The organism is Halomonas shengliensis (assembly GCF_900104135.1).
GTDB lineage: Bacteria > Pseudomonadota > Gammaproteobacteria > Pseudomonadales > Halomonadaceae > Halomonas > Halomonas shengliensis.
Genome location: NZ_FNIV01000003.1, coordinates 305,803 through 328,280, shown reverse-complemented (window position 1 = coordinate 328,280; position 22,478 = coordinate 305,803). Strand labels below are relative to the sequence as shown.

The following is a 22,478-nucleotide window of genomic DNA, read 5'->3' as shown; positions in this document are numbered from 1 at the left end:
GCCGCTGTTTGATGTACACAGTAAAGAATAAGGCAGCGGCATTTCCAATAGCCTTTGGTTATTTGAGCTACCGTCGCTGCCGGTCCTCGCTTGTAGGCACTCCGGGCCCTGTCGCCGGGTCAGCCTTGAGCGGTGCTGCCATCTGCGATGGCCCTGTTGAGATGGGCCCCCACTCTCTGATCTCCAGATAAAGATATGCTATCATTGTGTCTAGAGATACAGGGAGGGCAGGCCATGACCACAGTGGCAGCGCCGACGGAGGACCGAGCGAAGAGTGCCGCCGGCCTGAGAGCCGCGGTCGCCATCCTCGAGAAATGGGGGGCGAGCGGTGAGCAGGCCGCGGCGATCCTGCGGGTCTCGCGCAGCACCTATGCCCGCGCCAGGCGGCACGATCCCGAGTGGCGGGTCAGCCTGGACGAGGACCAGCTGACGCGCATCAGCCTGGTACTCAACATCCATGCCAGCCTGAGGGTCCTCTTCGATAACCCCGAGAACCTCTATGGCTTCATGGCCATGGCCAATCACAACGTGCCGTTCCATGGGCGTTCCCCGCTCCAGGTGATGGCGGAGGGCGGCATGCTGGCGCTCTACGATGTCTTCCGTCACATCGACAGCCTGCGGGGGGGCCAGTGGTAGCGCTGGCGTCGCTGCCCTCCCTTCCCGCCGGAGAGCGACAGGGCTATCGTCTGGTCAATTCCAAGTACCCGCCCATCGACCTCTTCGACGATGTCGCCAGTGCCGACGAGTTCGCGATGCTGCATGAGCTCCAGGCGCTGACCAACCCGCGTCTGCGAGCCCAGGTCGGCGATATGGGACTGGTGTCCCGCGAGGAGATCCCCTTCGGCATTCCGGGCTGCTCCTATGCCGTGGCGCCCTTCACTCGCGTCAATCCGGCAGGCTCGCGCTTCAGCGCGGGGGCGTATGGGGTACTGTATATCGCGGATGTCATGGAGACCGCGCTCGCCGAGGTGCGCTATCACCAGGAGGCGTACTGGCGCAATGTGCCGGGGCTTAACTTTGAGCGTTTCGTGTTTCGGGGCCTGAGGGGTCGATTCCACGAGACGGGCATGCTGGATGGCCTGGCGGTACCCGCCACGCACCCGGTGTATGACTCCGATGACCTCTCGGCGGCCCGGGCCCTCGGCCGGTCGGTGAAGCACGCCGGCCTGCCGGGGCTTCGCTACCGCTCGGTACGCCGCCCCGGTGCCATGGCCTGGGCGCTGATGACCCCGCGGCCGGTGATCGCCATGGTCCAGACCGCCCACTACGAGATGGTCTGGAATGACGCCATCACCGCCGTCAACCGGCTCTCTACCCCCTGAACCGACGCTTCATGCCCTGAACGGGAGCCCCGATGCTGTCGCCGATACTCTTCAAGCTGCTGGCCACCGCCGCCATCGTCATCCTCGTCGCCCTGGCGGTGGCCCGGGTGGGGCCGCGCCTGGGCGGGATACTGGCCGGCACCCCGGTGATCCTGGGGCCCGGCTACTTCTTCATGCTGCGCGAGCAGCCCCCGGCCTTCGTGCAGGAGGCGGTGCTCTCCACGCTGCATGCGCTTGCGGCCACGCTGCTGTTCACGGTGTGCTTCGTGATGACCGCAGGCCGGCTCTCGGCGCTCAGGAGCCTGGGGCTTGCCAGCCTGCTGTGGGTGCCGGCGGCGCTGCTGTTCACTTTCCTGCCCGGAGGCCTGGCGGGCGCGCTGGGTGCCTACCTGGCGCTGCTGGTGCTGGCCGAGGGGATCAATCGCTGGCTGCGCCTGGGGCAGCCGGTGGTGGTGGCGAGCTCGGGCTGGCTCGACCTGCTGCTGCGCGGCCTGCTCGCCGGCGGACTGGTGAGCCTGGCGACGACGCTCGCCGCCCGGGCGGGGCCCGGGGTCTCCGGCGTCATCCTGGGATTTCCCGCCGGCATCCTGACCATCGCCTGGGCGCTCCATGAGCGCTACGGCGCCGAGGTGGCGCGCATGACGGTGAGCATGACCCAGCGGGGGATGCTGAGCCTGCTGGCGTTCTGTGCAATGAGCTACCTGGGCGTGGGGCAACTGCCCGGGATGCTGGTGTTCGCGCTCTCCCTGGCGGCCGCCATGGCCACCAGCTTCCTGCTCTTCATGGTCAGCCTGTGGCGGGCGCGGCGCCTCTTTGCCCGCGAGGCGGCCTGAGCCCGCCTGATACGAGCTACAGCGACGCCGCCGCCCGGGCGGCCTGGTCGTAGATGCCCGACATCGCCCGCAGCATGCCCGCCAGACGGCTGGTCTCCTCGGGTTCGATCCCCAGCGAGGAGAGCGATTCGATCAGGCAGTCCTCGCGGATCTCGGCGTAGCGCTGGCAGGTGCTGCGCCCCTCCTCGGTGGTGTGGAAGAAGGTCTCCTTGCCGCGCTTCTCGCCGTGAACCAGCCCGAGCTTGGTGAGCTTCTTGAGCGCATAGGTCACGGTGTGGCTGTCCTCGACATTGAGTACCAGGCAGATGTCGGAGAGCCGCTTGGCGCGCTCGCGATGGTTGACGCTATGCAGCACCAGTACGTCCAGCGGGCCGAGCTCCGGATAGCCCGCCGCGGTCATGCAGCGCACCATCCAGCGGGTGAAGGCGTGGGAGGCGATGATCAGCCCGAACTCGAACTCCGACTGCTCCTGGGCGCGATGGGAGAGGTGGGCGGAGGAGACGATGGGGCCCCGAGAGGCCCCCTTGGTGGTGCGGCGTTCCGTGTCCATCGGTAGTCACGCTCCTCGGTCATTGTGGGTAGGTCAGTTGGCCATGGCCTGGGGCAGCCAGGTGGCGATCCCCGGGAACAGCCAGATCAGGATCACCCCCAGCATCATCAGGAAGAAGAAGGGCAGGGCGGCCCAGGCGATGGAGAGGATGTTGCGCCCCGTCATCCCCTGCAGCACGAAGAGGTTGAAGCCCACCGGGGGGGTGATCTGGGACATCTCCACCACGATGACCAGGTAGATGCCGAACCAGATCAGGTCGATGCCCGCCGCCTCCACCATGGGCAGCATGATGGAGGTGGTGAGCACCACCACCGAGATGCCATCCAGGAAGCAGCCCAGCAGGATGAAGAACAGCGTCAGCGCCATGATCAGCATCCAGGGCGAGAGGCCGAGTGTGCCGATCCAGGCGGCCAGGTCGCTGGGCAGCCCGGTGAAGCCCATGGCGGCGGTGAGGAAGGAGGCGCCGGCCAGGATGAAGGCGATCATGGTGGAGGTGCGCACCGCTCCCAGCAGGGCGTCGCGGAAGGTAGCGCGGTTCATGTTGCCCTGCAGGCGCGCCAGCAGCAGCGACAGCACCATCCCCACGGCGGCCGCCTCGGTGGGGGAGGCCAGGCCGGCATAGATCGAACCGATGACGCCGACGATCAGCGCCAGCATCGGGATCAGGCGCCGGGCGCGGCGCAGCTTCTCGGCCAGCGGCAGGCGATCCTCGGCGGGGGGTACCTTGTCGGGATAGCGCCAGGACCACAGCATCAGGTAGAGGGCGAACAGCGAGATCAGCAGCAGCCCGGGCAGGATGCCGGCCATGAACAGGCGGGCGATGGACTGGTCGGTGGCCACGCCATAGACGATCAGGATGATCGATGGCGGGATCAGCAGGCCCAGGGTGGCGGAGCCCGCCAGGGTGCCGATCACCAGCTTCTCGTCGTAGCCGCGCCGGGTCAGCTCGGGGATGCTCATCTTGCCCATGGTGGCGCAGGTGGCGGCCGAGGAGCCGGAGACGGCGGCGAACAGGCCGCAGCCCACCACGTTGGTGTGCAGCAGGCGGCCCGGGATGCGCTGCATCCAGGGCGAGAGCCCGGTGAACATGTCGTCAGCCAGGCGTGAGCGGAACAGGATCTCGCCCATCCAGATGAACATCGGCAGGGCGGTCAGCTCCCAGCTGTAGCTGGAGCCCCAGATATCGGACGCCATCACGCTGCCGGTGGGCACCGAGGAGAACTGGGAGAGGCCTAGCCAGCCAAGCCCCAGCAGCGAGAAGGCGACCCAGACACCGCTGCCGAGCAGCAGCAGCAGGGCGCCGAAGAGTACGAGCATCATGGTCAGCATGTCAGGTCTCCGGGCTCACTCGTGGCCGCTGTCGTCGATGGTGAAGGCGTGCGGATCACGGATGGCGGCGACCAGCGTCTGCCAGAGCCCCTCCGCCAGCGCTAGGCAGAACAGGACCACCCCGGTGAGCATCGCCGACTGGGGGATCCACAGCGGGATGCTGACCAGCCCATAGGAGCTCTCGTTGAAGGCGATGCTGTCGGCCAGCAGCCAGTAGAGGTTCCACGCCAGGTAGAGGCACAGCGTGAGCGCGATGGCGAGGCAGAAGACCTCGACCCAGGCGCGCAGCGCGGGGGGCAGCTGGCCGATCAGCAGGGTGACGCGGATATGGCCGCCATGCACGAAGGTGTAGGCCAGGCCCAGGAAGCTGGCGCCGACCAGCAGGAAGCCGGAGATCTCGGCGAGGCCGGGGATCGCCAGGCCGATGCGGTTGCCGCCGACCCAGGTGGCCACCTGGTCGACGATGCGCCCGAGGATCTGGGCGGTGATCAGTAGGCAGATCAGGCTCAGGCAGGCCGCGGCCAGGTAGCCGCCGAGGTGATAGAGGGGGCGGAGTCGGTAGGTCATGAGCGGGTCCCGAGGGTGAGTCGGTAGCACCCCGGCCGGAGTGGCCGGGGCGGTCGGGCCGGGATCACTCCCCGGCGTTGCGGTAGGCCTCGAGGATGGTCTGACCCTGCTCGCCGGCACGCTCGACCCACTCCTGGGTCATGGTCTCGCCCACCTCGCGAAGCTTCTCGGCCAGCGCCTCGCTCGGTTCGCTGACCACGATGCCGTTCTCCTCGAGCACCGCGATGGCGTCGTCGGTCTCCTGGCGGCTCATCTCCCAGCCGCGGGTCTCGGCCTCGGCGGCGGCGTCCAGCAGCGCCTGCTGGCTGGCCTCATCGAGGCGCGAGAAGGCACGCTCGCTGACGATGATCATGTTCTTGGGCAACCACAGCTGGGCATGGTTGAAGTGACTCAGATAGTCCCACGCCTTGGTGTCGGCGCCGGTGGCCGGCGAGGTGATCATCGCCTCGACGCGCCCGGTGCTGAAGGCGGTAGGGATGTCGGGGACCTCCACCTGGGTGGGCACCGCGCCGACCAGCTGGGCGATGCGCTCGCTGGCGGTGTTGTAGGCACGCATGCTCAGGTTCCTGAGGTCATCACCGCTATCGATCTCCTGGTTGGTGTAGATGCCCTGGGGCGGCCAGGGGACGGCGAACAGCAGCCGCAGCCCCTGCTGCTCGAGCTCCTCGGCGATGATCTCCCGCGAGGCCTCCCACAGCTCCCAGGCTTCCTCGTAGCTGGAGGCAAGGTAAGGCACCGAGTCCACCTCGAAGATGGGGTTCTCGTTGGCGAGACGCGACATGATCAGCTCGCCCATGGGCACGATGCCCCGGCGCACCGAGTTCTTGATCTCGGCGTGGCCGATCAGCGAGCCGTTGGAGTGCACGGTGATGTCCAGCTCACCATCGGTGGCCTCGCGCACGTCGTCGGCGAACTCGCGGATGTTCACGGTGTGGAAGGTGCGATCGCCGTAGGGCGTCGGCATGTCCCACTCGGTGGCGGCGACGACGCCCGAGGAGAGGGTGGCCAGGCTGGCGCCCAGGGCCGCGGCGCTGACCAGGTGGGGAAGACGGGATTGGATCGCAGGCATCGAAAGGTCCTCGTTGAGTGTTCGTTGTTGTGCGGGTCACGTGTCGAATGTCACCGACTACGCTCTGAGTGTAGCCGTTGACGATGGGGCGAGGTTAGGCGGGTCCTGTTATCTTCGTCAACGTTAACTAGACGAATGGATGATGTGTTATCGATAAATTGTTGATAAATTCATTTGGACATTTCGATCAGGAGAGACCCATGCCATCGTGTCCCTTGCTGCTCAATGCCGACATGGGGGAGAGCTTCGGTCCCTGGGTGATGGGCATGGACCATGAGGTGATGCCCCATGTCGACCTGGCCAACGTCGCCTGCGGCTTCCACGCCTCCGACCCCGACGTGATCCGCATGACGGTTCGGCTCGCCGCCCGGCACGGCGTGCGGGTCGGTGCCCATCCCGCCTATCCGGACATGGTGGGGTTCGGTCGGCGCTCCCTGGCTTGCTCCGCCGAGGAGGTGGAGAACCTGGTGCTCTACCAGCTCGGCGCCCTTTCCGGGGTGTGCCGGGCGGAGGGGCTTGCGGTGAGCTACGTCAAGCCCCACGGCGCCCTCTACAACGACATGGCCCGCGACCCCGAGATCATGACCGCGGTGATGCGAGCGATCCTGGCCTACGACCCCTCCCTGCCGTTGATGACCATGGCGACCCGGGACACCTCGGCGGTGCGCGAGCTGGCCGAGGCGCAGGGCGTCACCCTGTGGTTCGAGGCCTTCGCCGATCGCGCCTACGATGGTGAGGGCAGGCTGGTCTCGCGTCGCGAGATGGGCGCCGTCCACCATGACCCCGAGGTGATCGTCGACCAGGCGGTGCGCATCGCCACCGGCAAGCCCTTGACGGCAAGCGACGGCAGCGAGCTGCTGCTCACCGCCGACACCCTCTGCGTGCATGGTGACAACCCGGAGTCCATCGCCGCGGTGAAGGCGATTCGCCAGGCACTGAGCCGTCTCGAGGCGAGCGCATGAGGCAGTATCTCGGATTGCCGCGGATCGAGTCCGCCGGCCTGGATGGCTGGATGGTGCGCCTCTTCGATCGCATCGACGAGGGTAACCTGGCCTGGCTCGGGGCGCTGGCGCGCCGCTGTGAGGAGGAATTCGGTGAGGCGCTGGTGGACCTGGTGCCCTCCTATACCACCCTGCTGGTGGTGTTCGACCCGCTGCGCCTGGCGCCCGCCACCGCTCGACTGCGCCTGCAGTCGCTGCTGGCCACACTCGAGCCCGACGAGGCGGTCGGCACGGGGGAGGTGCATGAGTTGCCTACCTGGTACGACCCCAGCGTCGGCCCTGACCTCGAGCGGGTCGCCCGGCATGCCGGCATGAGCGTGCAGGCGGTGATCGACTGCCATGCCGGGCGCGACTACCGCGTCTTCGCCCTGGGCTTCGCCCCCGGCTTCGCCTTCATGGGGCTGCTCGACGAGCGCCTGGAGGTACCGCGCCTGGACACGCCGCGCCAGAAGGTGCCGAGGGGCAGCGTGGCCATCACCGGCCGCCAGACCGCCGCCTACCCGGCGGTCACGCCGGGTGGCTGGAACCTGCTGGGGCGTACCGCCGCGCGCCTCTTCGATCGCGACCGTGACGGCTTCAGCCTGCTCAGGGTGGGCGACAGGGTCCGTTTCGTGGCGGTGGATCGGGCCACCTTCGAGCGCCAGGGCGGTGATGCCACGCCGATGGAGGCGCTTCCATGAGTCAATATACCGTTATCGGGCTTCGCGTCGAGCGTGCCGGCCCCCTGGCGCTGCTGCAGGATGCCGGGCGGTTCGGCGTGCGCCGCCTGGGCGTGACCCAGGGCGGGCCGGCCGACCTGCACGGCTGGGCCTGGGCCAACCGCCTGGCCGGCAATCCCTGGGGGACAGCGGCGCTGGAGATCACCTTCGGTGGCCTGACGCTGGTGGCGGAGCGTGACCTGACCCTCGCGGTGGCCGGCGCCGATCTGGGGGCGACCCTCGAGGGAAGCCCCTTGCCGCTGTGGGAGACCGTGATGGTGCGGGAAGGGCAGAGGTTGACCTTCGGTTCGCCACGCCACGGCCTGCGCGCCTATCTGGCCGTGGCGGGCGGCTTCCATGCCGAGCCGGTGCTGGGCAGCGTCAGCTGCGTGGTGCGCGAGGGGCTGGGCGGATTCGATGGCCGTGGCAGCAAGCTCGCCGACGGCGATCGCCTGGCGGTGCGCGCCGATGCCGGCCGGCGAGTCGCGAAGCAGGAAGTGCCGGAAGGGGAGCGACCCGACTACGCGGAGCCTGCGACGCTGGCGCTGCTGCCCGGGGCGCAGGTGGCGGATTTCAGCGGTGACAGCCTGTTCGCCGCCTTCAACCGCCCCTGGCGCGTGGATGACCGTGCCGATCGCATGGGGGTGCGGCTGACCGGCCCCCGGCTGACCTGCCGGATCGGCTCGCTGATCTCCGAGGGGATCGGGCTCGGGGCGGTGCAGGTGCCCCCCGACGGCCAGCCCATCGCGCTGCTCAACGACCGCCAGACCATCGGCGGCTACCCGCGGCTGGGGGCGCTGACGCCGCTTGCGGCGTCGCGCCTGGCCCAGTGCCTCCCGGGCCAGGCGCTTCGCCTTCGGCCCACCACCCCCGAACGCTCCCTGGCGGCGCTGCGCCGTTTCCGCGACGCCGTGGCCGGCTGAGCGCCGAGCGTTCCCGGCGCCGTCAGGCGCCCAGGCCGCTCTCGCGCAGCAGCTGGTCGATGCTGGCGCCGGCGCGCGTCGGCTGGGCGTCTTCCATCAGCAGCTCGGCCTCGAGGGCGGCGACACCGCCCTCGAGGCAGCGTTCGATCAGCACCGAGCGGCTAAGGCCGGTGGCCTCGGTGAGGCGCTCGAGGCGGGCTTCCAGCTCCCTGGACAGTCTCAGGATATGGGGCATGACGCGGTCTCCGGGTTGAGGCTTGCCGTTGCACTCCACATTGGCCATCCTTGCAGGCCTTCATGTCGCTAGCATGACAGATTCAGCGGCAAATGGCGTCGGGACGACCCGGCTTGCCTTCCACGCTGCGGGGACGGCCTCGCCGGAACAGGGACTGCACGACGATGGCAACGGCCTGGACGCTGCTGGTAATCGCGGGGCTGCTGGAGGTGGCCTGGGCGCTGGGGATGAAGGCCACGGAGGGTTTCACTCGGCTGTGGCCGAGCCTGTTCACCCTGACCACGATGCTGGCCAGCTTCTACCTGCTGGCCCAGGCGATGAAGACACTGCCGGTGGGCACCGCCTATGCGGTGTGGGTCGGCATCGGCGCCGTGGGGACCGTGCTGCTGGGCATCCTGATCTACGGCGACAGCGCCTCGCCGCTGCGCCTGGCGAGCCTGGTGCTGGTGCTGGCGGGCCTGGTCGGACTCAAGCTGGCGGGGTGATCAGGTCAGCCCCTGCTGGCGCATGGCCTCGGTGATGATCGGCACCGGGGTCATCAGATGCTCGCGCATCATGGCGGTGGCGCGCTCGCTGTCGCGGGCCAGGATCACCTCGACCAGGGCGGCGTGCTCGCGCCGCTTGCGCTCCAGTGCCTCCTCGGAGAGCACCGTCTCGCGCAGCCACAGGTGGCGATAGCGCTCCACCTGATCGAACAGACTCTGGCGAATCTGCAGCAGGTGGGGAGAGCCGCAGCCGCTGACGATGGCACTGTGAAACGCCTGGTGACGGGTGTCCCAGACCTCGAGCAGCTCCTCGGGAGTGTTGACCTCCATCACCTTGGAGAGGGTGTGGGCGCGGGCCAGGATCTCGGCCTCCCAGCTGTCGTCGCCGCGCTCGATGGCCAGCGCCAGCAGGAGCCCCTCGATCTGGGCCCGGGCGTCGTAGAGGTCGGCCAGCTCGGCCAGCGACATCGGTGCCACGCGGAAGCCCCGCTGGCTGATCGCAACCACCAGGCGTTCCGCCACCAGCTGGGAGAGCGCCTCACGCAGCGGGCCTACGCCCAGGTCGTAGCGCTCCTTGAGGCGACTCATCAGCAGCTTCTCGCCGGGCTTGAAGACGTTGCGGATGATGTCCTTCTTCAGGCGATGGTAGGCGCTGATCCCGAGGTTCTCGCGGGACGCCGGGGTGTCGAGGGGCATGGTGTCCATGATGTCGTCATTTTGTCCGTGTGCCTGACATGATAGCCGAATATCGGCACCCGGGTTAATGCCGCCAGGCTACGGCGCCTCCTCTGTGCCTGCCTCCGGGCTCGCCTTCAGCGCCTGCCAGGCGGCATAGCTGCTGAGAAAGACCCGCCCCGTCAGATCGTCGAGGAAGTCGCTGCGCTTGAGGCGGTCCATCACCGGTCCCTTGACCTCGGCCAGGTGCAGCGTGACCTCCGCCTCCTGCAGTCGTGCGTTGATGGCATCCAGGCTCTCCAGCGCCGAGGCGTCGATCAGGTTGACCGCCGAGCAGATCAGCACCACGTGCTCCAGCCCTGGCTCGCGGGCTACCATCTGCAGCACCGTGTCCTCGAGGTAGCGCGCATTGGCGAAGTAGAGGCTCTCGTCGATGCGCAGGAAGGCGACGCTGGTGAGGGTCTCGACCTCGTGGCGGGTGATGCTCCTGAAGTGCTCGGTACCGGGGATGCGGCCCACCACGGCGCTGTGGGGGCGGCTGGTGCGGTAGAGGAAGAGGCCGATGGAGAGCACCACGCCGCTGATGATGCCGGCCTCGACCCCCTCCACCAGGGTCAGCAGGATGGTCACCGCCATGGCCGAGAAGTCGCTGCGCGAGTAGCGCCAGGTCTGGCGGATCAGCGGGATGTCCACCAGGGTCAGGATCGCCACGGTGATGGTGGCGGCCAGGGTGGCGATGGGCAGGTGATGCAGCAAGGGGGTGAAGGCGAGCGTCACCCCGCCGATGCCGAGTGCTGCGAAGAGCCCGGCCAGGGGCGTCTGGGCACCGGCCTCGTCGTTGATCACGGTACGCGAGAGCCCGCCGGTCACCGGCATGCCGGCGGTGAAGGCGGCCGCCAGGTTGGCACCACCCAGGCCCACCAGCTCCTGGTTGGGGGAGATGCGCTGGCGTCGCCGGGCGGCCAGCATCTGGGCCATGGAGATCGACTCCACGAAGCCCACCACGCTGATCAGCAGTGCCGGAATCAGCAGCGCCTTCCATAGAGAGAGCTCCGGCGTGGGCAGGGTGAGCGGCGGCAGGCCGGCGGGGATGTCGCCGACCACCGCCACCCCGCGCCCGGCGAGCCCCAGGCGCCAGCTCAGCAAAGTGGTGGCGATCACCGCCAGCACGGGAGCCCCCCGGGCGATCAGCGATGCGGTGCCGGTGGTGAGGCCCAGCCGAGTGAAGAGCCGTACCCCATGGCGTCGGGAAAGTACCAGGAAGAGCAGGGTGCCGAGTCCCATGGCAAGCGTCGGCCAGTGAAGCTGGGAGAGGTTGCCGACCAGGCTTGCGATCAGGTCCAGGGCGTTGTAGCCCCCGGCGTCGATGCCCGCCAGGTGGGCCGACTGGCTGATGGCGATCAGCACCGCCGAGGAGGAGAGGAAGCCGGCGATCACCGGGTGGCTCAGGAAGTTGGCGAAGAAGCCCAGGCGCAACAGGCCCATGGCCACCAGCATCGCGCCGGAGAGCAGCGAAAGCACCAGCGCGGCCTCGAGGTAGGCGGCGCTGCCTGGCGTGGCCACGCTGGAGAGCGCGGTACCGGTCATCAGCGCGATGATCGCCACCGGGCCGATCGCCAGGGTGCGACTGGTGCCGAGGAGGGCATAGAGCACCGCCGGCAGCAGGCTGGCGTAGAGGCCCACCACGGCGGGCAGCCCGGCCAGCAGCGCATAGGCCAGCGACTGGGGGATCACCATCACGGTCACGATCACGCCGGCCAGCAGGTCTGCCCCCAGCAGGCGTCGATTGTAGTGGGGCAGCCAGGTGAGAACCGGCAGGTAGCGTTTCAGCATCCGTTGCCTGGTCGAGTCGAGGGAATAAGGCATTAGCCTAAACGATATTAGTGCTCGGGTTCAGGGTTGGTTAGCATCGAGTGAAACCGACAACACCCTCACGACACGCTAGGACACGCCATGCAACGCGAAACCATCGCCCTCCATCACGGCTATGCCCCCGACGACCAGCACGCGGTGGCGGTGCCGATCCACCAGACCACCTCCTTCTCCTTCGACAGCGCCCAGCACGCCGCCGACCTCTTCGACCTCAAGGTCGAGGGCAACATCTACTCGCGGATCATGAACCCGACCTGCGCCGTGCTCGAGCAGCGCGTGGCGGCGCTGGAGGGTGGCATCGCCGGCCTGGCGGTGGCCTCCGGCATGGCGGCGATCACCTACGCCATCCAGACCATCGCCGAGGCGGGCGACAACATCGTCTCCATCAGCGAACTCTACGGCGGCACCTACAACCTCTTCGCCCATACCCTGCCGCGCCAGGGCATCGAGGTGCGCTTCGCCGACAAGGACGACATCGCCGGCCTCGAGGGGCTGATCGACGCGCGTACCAAGGCGGTGTTCTGCGAAAGCGTGGGTAACCCCTCCGGTAGCGTGGTGGACATGGAGGCGCTGGCCGAGGTGGCGCATCGCCATGGCGTGCCGGTGATCGTCGACAACACCGTGCCCACCCCCTTCCTGTGGCGCCCCATCGAGCATGGGGCCGACATCGTGATCCACTCCGCCACCAAGTACATCGGCGGCCACGGCACCACCGTGGGCGGAGTGATCGTCGACTCCGGCAAGTTCCCGTGGGCCGAACATGCCGAGCGCTTTCCGCTGCTCAACGAGCCGGATGTCTCCTACCACGGTGTCTGCTATACCCGGGACCTGGGCGAGGCGGCCTTCATCGGTCGTGCCCGGGTGGTGCCGCTGCGCAACATGGGGGCCGCGCTATCCGCCCAGTCGGCATGGCAGCTGCTGCAGGGCCTCGAGACCCTCTCCCTGCGTATCGAGCGTATCTGCGACAACACCCAGCGCATCGCCGAGTACCTGCAGGGCCACGACGCCGTGACCTGGGTGCAGTATGCCGGCCTCGAGTCCCACAAGGACCACGCCCTGGCCAGGAAGTACATGGACGGCCGCGCCTCCGGCATCCTGAGCTTCGGTATCCAGGGCGGCCGCGAGGCAGGGGCACGTTTCTACGATGCCCTGGACATGATCCTGCGGCTGGTCAACATCGGTGACGCCAAGACCTGCTCCTCGATCCCGGCGGCCACTACCCACCGCCAGCTCAACGACGAGGAGCTGGTCAAGGCGGGTGTGACCGCGGACATGGTGCGCCTCTCCATCGGTATCGAGCATGTCGACGACATCATCGCCGACCTCGACCAGGCGCTGGCGGCGAGCCAGGCCTGAGACGACCCGGGGCCGCTTGTGGCCCCGGGTCCCGCTACCTTCCGGCCGGCTGCGGGGTCTCCCGTGGCCGGCTCTGCCATGCCGACCAGGAGTAGAGCGCCAGGCCCGTCCAGATCAGCACGAAGGTGGCCAGCTGCACGCCGGAGAGCGGCTCGCCGAACACCAGCAGGGCGATGAAGAACTGGATGGTGGGGTTCAGGTACATCAGGAAACCCAGGGTCGCCAGGCGCAGGCGCCGGGCGGCCCCGGCGAAGGCGAGTAGCGGCAGGGCGGTGATCACCCCACTGGCGATCAGCAGCAGGGTGGTGCGCGTGTCACCCAGGAAGTGCGAGAGCTCGGCCTGAGTCAGCCAGCCCAGGGTGATCAGCCCCAGCGGCAGCAGCAGCAGGGTCTCCACGAAGAGCCCCGAGAGGCCGTCCAGGGGCACCTGCTTGCGCAGCAGGCCGTAGGTACCGAACGAGAAGGCCAGCGCCAGGCTGATCCAGGGCAGCTCGCCGAGCATCACCAGCTGCAGGGCGATCGCCAGCGCCGCCAGGCCCACGGCCACCGCCTGCAGGCGATGCATGGTCTCGCGCAGCACCAGCATCCCCAGCGCCACGTTGACCAACGGGGTCATGAAGTAGCCGAGGCTCGCCTGGAGCACATGGCGGGTCTCTACCGAATAGATATAGAGCCCCCAGTTGAAGGCGATCAGCAGCGCACAGCCCAGTACCCGCCCTAGCCGCCGCGGCTGCCCGAGGGCCTCGCGGATCGGGGCCCAGCGCCCGAGCAGGGTGACCAGCCCCACCAGGAAGAGGCAGGACCACAGCACCCGGTGGATCAGGATCTCGAAGGCGGGCACCCCCTCGAAGAGGGCGAAGAACAGCGGGAAGCAGCCCCACATGGTGTAGGCGGCCAGCCCGAAGATGACGCCCTGGCGGGCTTCCTTGTCGGCGGCGATGGGCGTGGTGGTCATCGTGGTTCTCGTCAGCGAAACAGCGATTAACTTAGCCAAAATCCGCGTAAACCCTCGCCCACTCGGGCGGGTATACAAGCGGGCAGCGCTATAGCGCTGCTGGGTTGGCGGTATGGGGTCCGGCAGCATAAGCTGTACATACATCCATGCATCAATGGCGCGCCATGCTGAAGGCTACCAAGATACGCATCTATCCCACGACCGAACAGGCGGAGTTCCTGAACCGCCAGTTCGGTTCGGTGCGCTTCGTCTATAACACCGGCCTTCGCATCATGTCCCAACGCTACCAACGTCACGGGCAGTCGTTGAGCGCCAAGCACGACATCAAGAAGCTGCTGCCGGTCGCCAAGACATCGCGCAAGTACGGCTGGCTGAAAGAGGCTGACTCCATCGCCCTCCAGCAAGCGTGCCTGAACCTCGACCATGCCTTCCAGCGTTTCTTCGATCCCAAGCAGAAGGCGGGTTACCCACGCTTCAAGAGCAAGCGGGGCCAGCAGTCCAGCTACCACTGTGTTGGCGTCAAGGCTGGCGACGACTGGGTCAAGGTGCCCAAGCTTGGGCCGATCAAGGCCAAGGTTCACCGTAAGGTCGAGGGAGAGCTGAAAAGCATCACCCTGACCCGAACGGTCACCGGCGAGTACTACGCCTCGCTACTCTACGAAACAGGTCACGCCGCCCCCGCACTACTGAAGGATGTCGAGGGCGCCAAGGTCGTCGGCCTCGACATGGGGTTGTCGCACCTTGCCATTGACTCGAACGGCCGAAAGATCGCCAATCCGCGATTCTTCAAGCAGGCGCAGAGGAACCTCAAGCGCAAACAGCAGGCGCTGTCACGCAAGCAAAAAGGTAGCGCTAATCGAGCCAAGGCACGACTACTTGTCGCCAAGGCTCACGAGCGGCTGGCCAACGCCCGAAACGACTTCCAGCATAAACTGTCCCGGCAGATCGTTGACGACAGCCAAGCGGTGATCGTCGAGACGCTGAAGGTCCGCAACATGATGAAAAACGCCCGCCTCGCCAAGCACATCGGCGATGCGTCATGGCACGCGTTGACCACCAAGCTGGCATACAAGGCCAGGGAGCAGGGCAAGCATCTGGTCAAGATCGACCCGTGGTTTGCCAGTTCCAAGACCTGCCATGTCTGTCAACACAAGGTGGACGCCATGCCGTTACACATCCGGTCGTGGGAGTGCCCTGCCTGCCATACGCTCCACGACCGGGACATTAACGCGGCGCTGAACATCAAGCACCAAGGCATTATCCAGTTGAAGGCGGAAGGGCTGTCCGTCTCTGCCCATGGAGGCTTGCGTAAGTCCGGCACATCGACGGCGGCTGCCTGAGAAGTGGGAAGCCTCGCCCGCTAGGGTGGGGAGCAGTCACCAGCCTATTTGCCGCCGGGCCATGGTTCCGGCTGACGGTGTTCGTGCTGTCGGGTAGTCTGGGCGGCAACAGCCACGACGACGAGGGAGGCCGCCATGAGCGAGCTCAGAACGACCCTGGTGCAGTGCGACCTGCGCTGGGAAGACCCGGCCGCCAACTGCCGGATGCTGGAGGAGACCCTGGGCGATCTGGGGGGCAACGACACCGACCTGATCGTGCTGCCGGAGATGTTCGCCACCGGCTTCACCATGAACTCCAGGGAGATGGCCGAGCCTATGGAGGAGAGCCGCACCGTGGCCTGGCTGCGCGAGCAGGCCTGGCAGCGTGGTTGCGTGGTCACCGGTAGCGTGGCGATCGTCGAGCACGGCGACTACTTCAACCGCCTGGTGTGGGCACGCCCCGACGGCTCCATCGCCACCTACGACAAGCGTCATCTGTTTCGCATGGCGGGCGAGCACGAGCGCTACGCCATGGGCCACGAACGGGTCATCGTCGAGCTCAAGGGATTCCGGATCCTGCTCAGCGTCTGCTACGACCTGCGCTTCCCGGTGTGGCTGCGCCAGCAGCCCGGCGAGGGCGAGCACTTCGAGTACGATGCCCTGCTGTGCGTAGCCAACTGGCCGGCCCCGCGCCGTCACCCCTGGCGGATCCTGCTGCAGGCCCGGGCCATCGAGAACTTGTGCCCGGTGATCGGCGTGAACCGTGTCGGCGAGGACGCCAAGGGACTGCCCTATGCCGGTGACTCCATGCTGGTGGACGCCAAGGGGGAGGCGCTGATCGACGAGGCCGAAGGCACACCCTTCGTCAAGACCGGCACTCTGTCGCTGGAGGAGCTCCAGCGCTTCCGGGAGAAGTTTCCCGCCTGGCGTGACGCCGACCACTTCGGCCTCGCCGATGGGGTGGGCAGCTGATGCGCCTGGACCGTTTCCTCGCCGAGACCACCGACCTGACCCGTAGCCTGGCCAAGAAGGCACTGCACCGCGGCGAGGTGAGCGTCGACGGCGAGGTAGTGAAGAACCCCGCCACCCAGGTGGACGCCTCCAGCCAGGTGACCTGGAACGGCCAGCCGCTGGCGCTGGTGGGGCTGCGCTACGTGATGCTGCACAAGCCGGCCGGGGTGGAGTGCACGGCGCGCCGGACCCTCTATCCCCGCGCCATCGACCTGATCGCGCTGCCCAAGGTGGAGCGCCTGCAGCCGGTGGGGCGCCTGGACGTCGACACCACCGGCCTGGTGCTGCTATCCGATGACGGCCAGTGGTCCCATCGCGTCACCTCCCCCAGGCATCGTTGCGGCAAGGTCTACCGGGTCACCCTGGCTGACCCGCTGGAGGGCGCCGCCCTCGAGGACGCCATTGCCCGCTTCGCCGAGGGACTCCTGCTCGATGGAGAGGAGAAGCCGACCCGCCCGGCCGAGCTTGCCATGCGCGAACCGACCGTCGCCGAGCTGACCCTCTTCGAGGGCAAGTACCACCAGGTGAAGCGCATGTTCGCCGCCATCGGCCATCACGTGGTCGCCCTGCACCGCGAGTCCATCGGACCGCTGTCGCTGGGCGAGCTTTCCGAAGGGGAGTGGCGGGAGCTGAACGCCGAGGAGGTCGCCGCCTTCTGACCGGCGACCCGAGGGGATCGGCGCCTCAGGTGCCGGCGGCGCCAGGGGGTGCCGGATCCGGATCGCTGGTTGCCCTGTTCCAGGTCGCGCTGCGGTCGCGCCCCTGGTACTTGGCCTGGTAGAGCGCCTTGTCGGCGAGCCCCAGCAGGGCGATGGGCTCCCGGGCGTGACAGGGATAGGTGGCCACGCCGCAGGAGAGGGTGAGTGTTGGCAACGCCAGATCGCCATGCTGCAGCCGGAGCCGCCGGACCCGCTCGACCAGGTCCCTGGCCCGGGCCTCGGCGCGCTCGGTGGTGGCGCCGGGCAGCAGGGCGACAAACTCCTCGCCCCCCATGCGACACACCACGTCGGCATCGCGGAAGTGCTCCTGCAGCAGCTGGGCCACCGCCATCAGCACGCCGTCCCCCGCCTCGTGCCCGTAGCGATCATTGATCCGCTTGAAGTGGTCCAGGTCGATCATGATCAGCGACAGCGGCTTCCCCTCGCGGTCCGCGCGGCTCGCCTCGTGCTGCAGCAGCTCGTCGAAGAAGCGTCGGTTCTTGAGTCCGGTGAGCGGATCCTCGTAGGAGTACCCCTCCAGCTTGTGCACCAGGCGGTCGAGCTCGGCGGTGCGTTCGCGTACCTGCTCCTCCAGGTGGCGGTTGAGCCGCGCCAGCTGCTGCTGGGTATGACGGTAGTGCCACAGCGAGACCCCGACGATGGCCAGGGTGAAGGCGAGCAGCCCCAGGCTGACCGGTACCTTGCGCCAGGCTAGCAGGCCATGGGCCACCGCCATGTCGGCCAGCAACAGCAGGGCGATCAGCGCGAAGCTGCCGATGATCCAGTGCTGCTCGCCGTTCAGACGACGCAGCCGCCAGCTGGCCAGCACCAGCATCATGGGCAGGGTGATCGCCAGCAGCAGGTCGAACGGGGGAAAGGTCGCGGCGATGCTGACGCGCCCGGTGAGGATCAGGACCAGGGCGGCCACGAGATAGACCAGGTGCAGCCGCCACAGCCCCTGCATCCAGCGTCGTGGCCATCCTTCCAGCCAGTGGGTCAGCAGCAGCCCCATGGCCACCGGGAGGGTGAAGTAGCCGGTGGCGGCGATGCCATCCCACAGCAGCGGCCGATTGAGCATCAGCTGGCTGAACTGGGTCTCGGCGAGGATCATGGCGCCGGCGGCCAGCGAGAAGAGCGCCACCGCGGCGAGGCTCTGGCGCTGGGCGCCGATGGCGGCGAAGCCCCCGGCCAGCAGGGCCAGCAGCAGCGAGACACCGGCGATCACCACATCGTCCCAGGCGCGCTGCACGATCATGGTCAGGGCGTCGAAGCGGTCTATCAGCTTCACCTCGCCCCACAGGCCGATGTCGGTGTAGTCCGAGAAGACCCGCACGTGCAGCGGCTTGCCGGCGAAGTCCTCGGGCAGCTCGATCATGTGCCAGGGCCAGCCCGCGAAGCGGCCGCGCCCCACGTCATCGAACTCGCCGTACTGGTAGAGCGGCTCGCCGTCGAGGAAGAACTGGGCGATCAGGTCGATGCTGTAGAGGTAGATCACCGGGTCCCGCCACTCGCCCTCGGGCAGGGTGGTGCGCAGCCAGAGGTGCTCATGACCGGCCCGGCCGGGCGGGTTGGAAGGGAAGTCGATCACCTGCCATTCGCCGCTGCCGGCGTCTTTGAGCCAGGCGGGTGACCCCGAGGCATCCAGGGGGCTGTCTCCCCAGCGCCACTCCCAGCCGGTGATGTCCTGGGGCGGCGCCGTGGCCGCCATGCCGATGGCGGGGCCGAGCAGGCAGAGCAGGGCCAGCAGGAGGATCTGGCAGAGCAGGGAACGGCGCATCGGAAACCCGTCGGGAGGTGGCGACGCGCCGAGTATAGCCGAGGGCTGGGGCCTCAGTCCCCGCCCCGAACGGGCGCTGCTTCCACGTTAGGGGCCAGGCCCGCCGCGGTCACCAGCGCCCGGGTGTAGTCGCTGCGCGGCCTGGCCAGCACCTCGAGGCAGTCGCCTTCCTCGACCACCTCGCCCTCCTTGAGCACCAGGAGTCGATGGGCCATGGCGCGCACCACCGCCAGGTCGTGGCTGATGAACAGGTAGCTCAGCCCACGCCGGGCCTGGAGGTCACGCAACAGCGCCACCAGCTGCTTCTGCACGGTGCGATCCAGCGCCGAGGTGGGTTCGTCCAGTACCAGCAGCTCCGGTTCGAGGATGATGGCGCGGGCCACGGCGATGCGCTGGCGCTGGCCGCCGGAGAATTCGTGGGGGTAGCGTCCGGCGCAGTCCTCTGGCAGGCCCACCTCACGCAGGGTAGCGGCGACCCGCCGCCTGACCTCCGGCTCGCCAAGCTCGGGATGGTGGAAGCGCAGCCCCTCGCTGATGATCTCCGAGACCGGCAGGCGCGGGGAGAGCGAGCCGAAGGGGTCCTGGAAGACGATCTGGGCGCGCTGGCGCATGCGCCGCAGCGCTGCCCCGCTGAGGGCGTCCAGGCGGGTGTCACTCAGGGTGATCTCGCCGCGGCTCTCCACCAGGCGCAATAGGGCCTGGGCCAGGGTGGTCTTGCCAGAGCCGGACTCGCCGACGATGCCCAGCGTCTCGCCACGGCCGAGCGAAAGCGACAGCGGGCGAACCGCCTCGAAGGCGGGCGGGCGCTTCATCAGCAGCCGCTTGGGGCGCTGGAAGCGTACGCCGAGCCCCTTGGCGGAAAGCAGCATCGCCGGGTCGCTGACCGGGGCGGGGCGTCCCTCGGGCTCGGCCGCCAGCAGGGTGCGGGTGTAGGCGCTTTGCGGGGCGTCGAAGACCCGCGCCACGGGACCGGTCTCCTGCTCGCGGCCCTGGTAGAGCACGCAGACGCGATCGGCGTGGCGACGCACCAGGTTGAGGTCGTGGGTGATGAAGAGCATGCCCATGCCGTGGCGGTCGCGCAGCTCGGCGAGCAGGGCGAGGATCTCCTGCTGCACGGTGACGTCCAGCGCCGTGGTGGGCTCGTCGGCGATCAGCAGGGCGGGGTCGTTGGCGATGGCCATGGCGATCATCACCCGCTGGCGCTGTCCCCCGGAGAGCTGGTGGGGCCAGGCGTCGGCGAGCTCCTCGGGGCGCGGCAGCTTCACCTGGGCGAGCAACTCGATGACCCGGGCCCGCGCCGCCCGGCCGGCGAGGCCCTGGTGCAGGCGCAGGGTTTCGCCGATCTGCTTGCCCACGGTGTGCAGTGGGTTGAGCGAGGTCATCGGCTCCTGGAACACGAAGCCGACCCGGCCACCGCGCAGCCCCTGCCACTCCCGGCCCTTGAGGCGCGAGAGGTCGGTATCGCCCAGGAAGCGGCCGCCGCTGACGCCGGCGTTGCGCGGCAACAGGTCCATGGCCCCCAAGGCGGTGACCGACTTGCCGGAGCCCGATTCGCCCACCAGCGCCAGGGTCTCGCCGCGTCCCACCCTGAGCGAGAGGCGGTCCACCACGGTGACGCCGTCGAAGGCGATGGAGAACTCCTCCAGGCGCAGCAGGTCAGGCATCGGCGGGACTCCTCTGGATATGCCGCGGGTCGAAGGCGTCGCGCAGCCCCTCGCCGATGAACACCAGCAGCGAGAGCATCAGCGACAGGCTGACGAAGGCGGTGATGCCGAGCCAGGGGGCGTGCAGGTTGTTCTTGCCCTGGGCCACCAGCTCCCCCAGCGACGGGGAGCCCGGGGGCAGGCCGAAGCCCAGGAAGTCCAGGGCGGTGAGGGTGGTGATGGCGCCGGTGAACAGGAAGGGGATGAAGGTCAGGGTGGCGACCATGGCGTTGGGCAGCACATGGCGCCACATGATCAGCCGCGGCGGGAGCCCCATGGCCCGGGCGGCGCGCACGTACTCCAGGTTGCGGGCGCGCAGGAATTCGGCGCGTACCACGTCGATCAGGCCCAGCCAGGAGAACAGCAGCATGATGCCCAGCAGCCACCAGAAGCCCGGCTGCACGAAGCTGGCCAGGATGATCAGCAGGAAGAGCACCGGCAGCCCCTGCCAGATCTCGGTCAGGCGCTGGCCGATCAGGTCGGTCTTGCCACCGAAGTAGCCCTGGATGCCGCCCACCAGCACCCCCAGGGCCAGCGAGCCCGCGGTGAGGACCAGGGCGAACACCACCGAGAGGCGAAAGCCGTAGATCACCCGCGCCAGCACGTCGCGCCCCTGGTCGTCGGTGCCCAGCCAGTGGCGGCCATCCGGCGGTGCCGGCGAGGGCCGCATCATCTGCATGTCCAGGGTCTGGTAGGAGAAGGGTACCGGTGGCCACAGCGCCCAGCCGTGCTCGGCGATCTGCGCCTGGACGAAGGGGTCGTGATAGTCGGCGGTAGTGGGCAGGAAGCCGCCGAACTCGGTCTCCGGGTAGTCGACCAGCAGCGGCACGTACCAGTCGCCCTGGTACTGCATCACCAGCGGCTTGTCGTTGGCGATCAGCTCGGCGGCGAGGCTCACCACGAACAGCGCGGTGAACAGCCACAGCGACACCCAGGCGCGGCGGTTGGCACGAAAGACTCGCAGGCGGCGGCGGGTGATGGGCGAGACGCGCCCGGCCAGGGAGGCGAACGATAGGGCCATCGGCTCAGGACTCCCGTGTCTCGAAGTCGATGCGCGGGTCGACCCACACATAGGTCAGATCGGAGACCAGCTTGAGCAGCAGCCCGATCAGGGTATAGAGGAAGAGGGTGCCGAAGATCACCGGGTAGTCGCGCTGCATCACCGCCTCGAAGCCGAGCAGCCCGAGCCCCTCCAGGGAGAAGATTACCTCGATCAGCAGTGACCCGGTGAAGAAGATCGACACCAGGGCCCCGGGCAGGCCGGCGATGATGATCAGCATGGCGTTGCGGAAGACGTGGCCGTAGAGCACGCGCCGGTCGCTGGCGCCCTTGGCGCGGGCGGTGAGCACATACTGCTTGTGGATCTCGTCGAGGAAGCTGTTCTTGGTCAGCATGGTCAGGGTGGCGAAGCTGCCGATGGTCATGGCGATCACCGGCAGGGTGATGTGCCAGGCGTAGTCCTTGACCTTGCCCCAGGTGGATAGGTCATCGAAGTTGGGCGAGGTGAGGCCGCGCAGCGGGAAGAGGTCCCAGTAGCTGCCCCCGGCGAACAGTACCACCAGCAGGATGGCGAACAGGAAGCCGGGGATGGCGTAGCCGACGATGACCAGTCCCGAGGTCCAGACATCGAAGCGCGAGCCGTGGGTCAGCGCCTTGCGGATCCCCAGCGGGATGGAGATCAGGTAGACCAGCAGGGTGGTCCAGAGTCCCAGCGACACCGACACCGGCAGGCGCTCGATCATCAGCTCGATCACCGGCCGGTCGCGGAAGAAGCTGGTACCGAAGTCGAAGGTGGCGTAGTCGGCCAGCATGCCGAGGAAGCGCTCGTGGGCCGGCTGGTCGAAGCCGAACTGCGCCTCGAGCTGCTCGATGAAGCGCGGGTCGATGCCGCGCGCGCCGCGCGACTCGTTCTGCACCACCACCTCGCCGCCGCCGGTATCCAGGCGGGTGCTGGCCATGGCATCGGCCCCCTCGAAGCGAGCCAGCATCTGGTCGATGGGGCCCCCCGGGGCGGCCTGCACGATGATGAAGTTGAGCAGCATGATCCCCAGCAGGGTGGGGATCATCAGCAGCAGGCGACGCAGGACATAGCGACCCATG

Annotated in this window: 23 protein-coding genes; 11 read left to right on the top strand and 12 right to left on the bottom strand. The window is 68.0% G+C overall.

The features are described 5' to 3' along the window. Positions 1-234 precede the first annotated feature (234 nt). From BLP95_RS06565 to BLP95_RS06555, 3 genes are read left to right on the top strand one after another with little or no spacing between them, the layout of a single operon-like run. On the top strand, positions 235-636 hold the full coding sequence (locus BLP95_RS06565; protein WP_089677594.1) for an antitoxin Xre-like helix-turn-helix domain-containing protein: 402 nt from the start codon (positions 235-237) through the stop codon (positions 634-636). Beyond that, the gene (locus BLP95_RS06560) at positions 630-1,322 is read left to right on the top strand and encodes an RES family NAD+ phosphorylase (RefSeq protein ID WP_218118524.1); all 693 of its coding nucleotides are present in this window, start codon (positions 630-632) and stop codon (positions 1,320-1,322) included. The genes BLP95_RS06565 and BLP95_RS06560 overlap by 7 nt, the downstream gene beginning before the upstream one ends. A 32-nt stretch (positions 1,323-1,354) precedes the next feature. Beyond that, positions 1,355-2,155: a hypothetical protein gene (locus BLP95_RS06555; protein ID WP_089677593.1), complete on the top strand. Its 801-nt coding sequence runs from the start codon at positions 1,355-1,357 to the stop codon at positions 2,153-2,155. Between the two features lie 16 nt (positions 2,156-2,171). Here BLP95_RS06555 and BLP95_RS06550 read toward each other — a convergent pair whose 3' ends face one another. From BLP95_RS06550 to BLP95_RS06535, 4 genes are all read right to left on the bottom strand, one after another. Further along, on the bottom strand, positions 2,172-2,705 hold the full coding sequence (locus BLP95_RS06550; protein WP_089677592.1) for a winged helix DNA-binding protein: 534 nt from the start codon (positions 2,703-2,705) through the stop codon (positions 2,172-2,174). Positions 2,706-2,738: 33 nt separating this feature from the next. After that, positions 2,739-4,034, bottom strand: coding sequence for a TRAP transporter large permease (locus tag BLP95_RS06545; protein WP_089677591.1), 1,296 nt, complete (start codon positions 4,032-4,034; stop codon positions 2,739-2,741). Between the two features lie 15 nt (positions 4,035-4,049). Beyond that, the gene (locus BLP95_RS06540; RefSeq protein ID WP_089677590.1) at positions 4,050-4,601 is read right to left on the bottom strand and encodes a TRAP transporter small permease; all 552 of its coding nucleotides are present in this window, start codon (positions 4,599-4,601) and stop codon (positions 4,050-4,052) included. Positions 4,602-4,665: 64 nt separating this feature from the next. Further along, complete coding sequence (locus tag BLP95_RS06535) at positions 4,666-5,670, bottom strand: TRAP transporter substrate-binding protein (RefSeq protein ID WP_089677589.1); 1,005 nt, start codon at positions 5,668-5,670, stop codon at positions 4,666-4,668. Positions 5,671-5,870: 200 nt separating this feature from the next. On the opposite strand from BLP95_RS06535, the gene BLP95_RS06530 reads away from it, so the two are divergent. From BLP95_RS06530 to BLP95_RS06520, 3 genes are read left to right on the top strand one after another with little or no spacing between them, the layout of a single operon-like run. Then, the gene (locus tag BLP95_RS06530; RefSeq protein WP_089677588.1) at positions 5,871-6,632 is read left to right on the top strand and encodes a 5-oxoprolinase subunit PxpA; all 762 of its coding nucleotides are present in this window, start codon (positions 5,871-5,873) and stop codon (positions 6,630-6,632) included. Continuing rightward, positions 6,629-7,351 carry a 5-oxoprolinase subunit PxpB gene (gene pxpB, locus BLP95_RS06525; protein WP_089677587.1) on the top strand — a complete coding sequence of 241 codons (723 nt, stop codon included), beginning with the start codon at positions 6,629-6,631 and terminating at the stop codon, positions 7,349-7,351. Before BLP95_RS06530 ends, pxpB begins: the two co-directional genes overlap by 4 nt. Continuing rightward, positions 7,348-8,292 carry a 5-oxoprolinase subunit C family protein gene (locus BLP95_RS06520; RefSeq protein WP_176760236.1) on the top strand — a complete coding sequence of 315 codons (945 nt, stop codon included), beginning with the start codon at positions 7,348-7,350 and terminating at the stop codon, positions 8,290-8,292. Before pxpB ends, BLP95_RS06520 begins: the two co-directional genes overlap by 4 nt. Positions 8,293-8,314: 22 nt before the next feature. Here the strand turns inward: BLP95_RS06520 and BLP95_RS06515 are convergent, their stop codons facing one another. Next, complete coding sequence (locus tag BLP95_RS06515) at positions 8,315-8,527, bottom strand: ribbon-helix-helix protein, CopG family (RefSeq protein ID WP_089677586.1); 213 nt, start codon at positions 8,525-8,527, stop codon at positions 8,315-8,317. Positions 8,528-8,691: 164 nt separating this feature from the next. On the opposite strand from BLP95_RS06515, the gene sugE reads away from it, so the two are divergent. Beyond that, positions 8,692-9,012 (top strand): quaternary ammonium compound efflux SMR transporter SugE, encoded by a 321-nt coding sequence (sugE, locus tag BLP95_RS06510; protein WP_089677585.1) that lies wholly within the window; start codon positions 8,692-8,694, stop codon positions 9,010-9,012. Here sugE and csiR read toward each other — a convergent pair whose 3' ends face one another. Continuing rightward, entirely contained in the window at positions 9,013-9,717 is a 705-nt protein-coding gene (gene csiR / locus BLP95_RS06505) for a DNA-binding transcriptional regulator CsiR (RefSeq protein ID WP_425402544.1), read from the bottom strand. A gap of 69 nt (positions 9,718-9,786) precedes the next feature. Next, positions 9,787-11,520 carry a SulP family inorganic anion transporter gene (locus BLP95_RS06500; protein WP_089677584.1) on the bottom strand — a complete coding sequence of 578 codons (1,734 nt, stop codon included), beginning with the start codon at positions 11,518-11,520 and terminating at the stop codon, positions 9,787-9,789. A 120-nt stretch (positions 11,521-11,640) separates the two neighbouring features. Between BLP95_RS06500 and BLP95_RS06495 the strand changes: the two genes are divergently transcribed. After that, a complete protein-coding gene (locus tag BLP95_RS06495; RefSeq protein ID WP_089677583.1) occupies positions 11,641-12,915 on the top strand; it encodes an O-acetylhomoserine aminocarboxypropyltransferase/cysteine synthase family protein in 1,275 nt (424 codons plus the stop codon). A gap of 34 nt (positions 12,916-12,949) precedes the next feature. Here BLP95_RS06495 and rarD read toward each other — a convergent pair whose 3' ends face one another. Continuing rightward, positions 12,950-13,870, bottom strand: coding sequence for an EamA family transporter RarD (gene rarD / locus BLP95_RS06490; RefSeq protein ID WP_089677582.1), 921 nt, complete (start codon positions 13,868-13,870; stop codon positions 12,950-12,952). Positions 13,871-14,034: 164 nt separating this feature from the next. Between rarD and BLP95_RS06485 the strand changes: the two genes are divergently transcribed. The 3 genes from BLP95_RS06485 to BLP95_RS06475 all read left to right on the top strand — a co-directional run bounded on the left by BLP95_RS06485 (position 14,035) and on the right by BLP95_RS06475 (position 16,859). Continuing rightward, positions 14,035-15,210, top strand: a complete 1,176-nt coding sequence (locus BLP95_RS06485) for an RNA-guided endonuclease InsQ/TnpB family protein (RefSeq protein WP_089677581.1) — start codon at positions 14,035-14,037, stop codon at positions 15,208-15,210. A gap of 135 nt (positions 15,211-15,345) precedes the next feature. Further along, positions 15,346-16,161 carry an amidohydrolase gene (locus BLP95_RS06480; RefSeq protein WP_089677580.1) on the top strand — a complete coding sequence of 272 codons (816 nt, stop codon included), beginning with the start codon at positions 15,346-15,348 and terminating at the stop codon, positions 16,159-16,161. Further along, positions 16,161-16,859, top strand: coding sequence for a pseudouridine synthase (locus BLP95_RS06475; RefSeq protein WP_089677579.1), 699 nt, complete (start codon positions 16,161-16,163; stop codon positions 16,857-16,859). Before BLP95_RS06480 ends, BLP95_RS06475 begins: the two co-directional genes overlap by 1 nt. 25 nt (positions 16,860-16,884) lie before the next feature. Here the strand turns inward: BLP95_RS06475 and BLP95_RS06470 are convergent, their stop codons facing one another. Genes BLP95_RS06470 through BLP95_RS06455 form a run of 4 tightly spaced genes read right to left on the bottom strand, consistent with a single transcriptional unit; the run spans position 16,885 to position 22,477 of the window. Then, a complete protein-coding gene (locus BLP95_RS06470) occupies positions 16,885-18,675 on the bottom strand; it encodes a GGDEF domain-containing protein (protein WP_089677578.1) in 1,791 nt (596 codons plus the stop codon). A gap of 53 nt (positions 18,676-18,728) precedes the next feature. Beyond that, the gene (locus BLP95_RS06465; protein WP_089677577.1) at positions 18,729-20,339 is read right to left on the bottom strand and encodes an ABC transporter ATP-binding protein; all 1,611 of its coding nucleotides are present in this window, start codon (positions 20,337-20,339) and stop codon (positions 18,729-18,731) included. Beyond that, positions 20,332-21,399 carry an ABC transporter permease gene (locus BLP95_RS06460; RefSeq protein WP_089677576.1) on the bottom strand — a complete coding sequence of 356 codons (1,068 nt, stop codon included), beginning with the start codon at positions 21,397-21,399 and terminating at the stop codon, positions 20,332-20,334. The genes BLP95_RS06465 and BLP95_RS06460 overlap by 8 nt, the downstream gene beginning before the upstream one ends. A gap of 4 nt (positions 21,400-21,403) precedes the next feature. Next, positions 21,404-22,477 (bottom strand): microcin C ABC transporter permease YejB, encoded by a 1,074-nt coding sequence (locus BLP95_RS06455; protein WP_089677575.1) that lies wholly within the window; start codon positions 22,475-22,477, stop codon positions 21,404-21,406. Position 22,478: the final 1 nt, after the last annotated feature.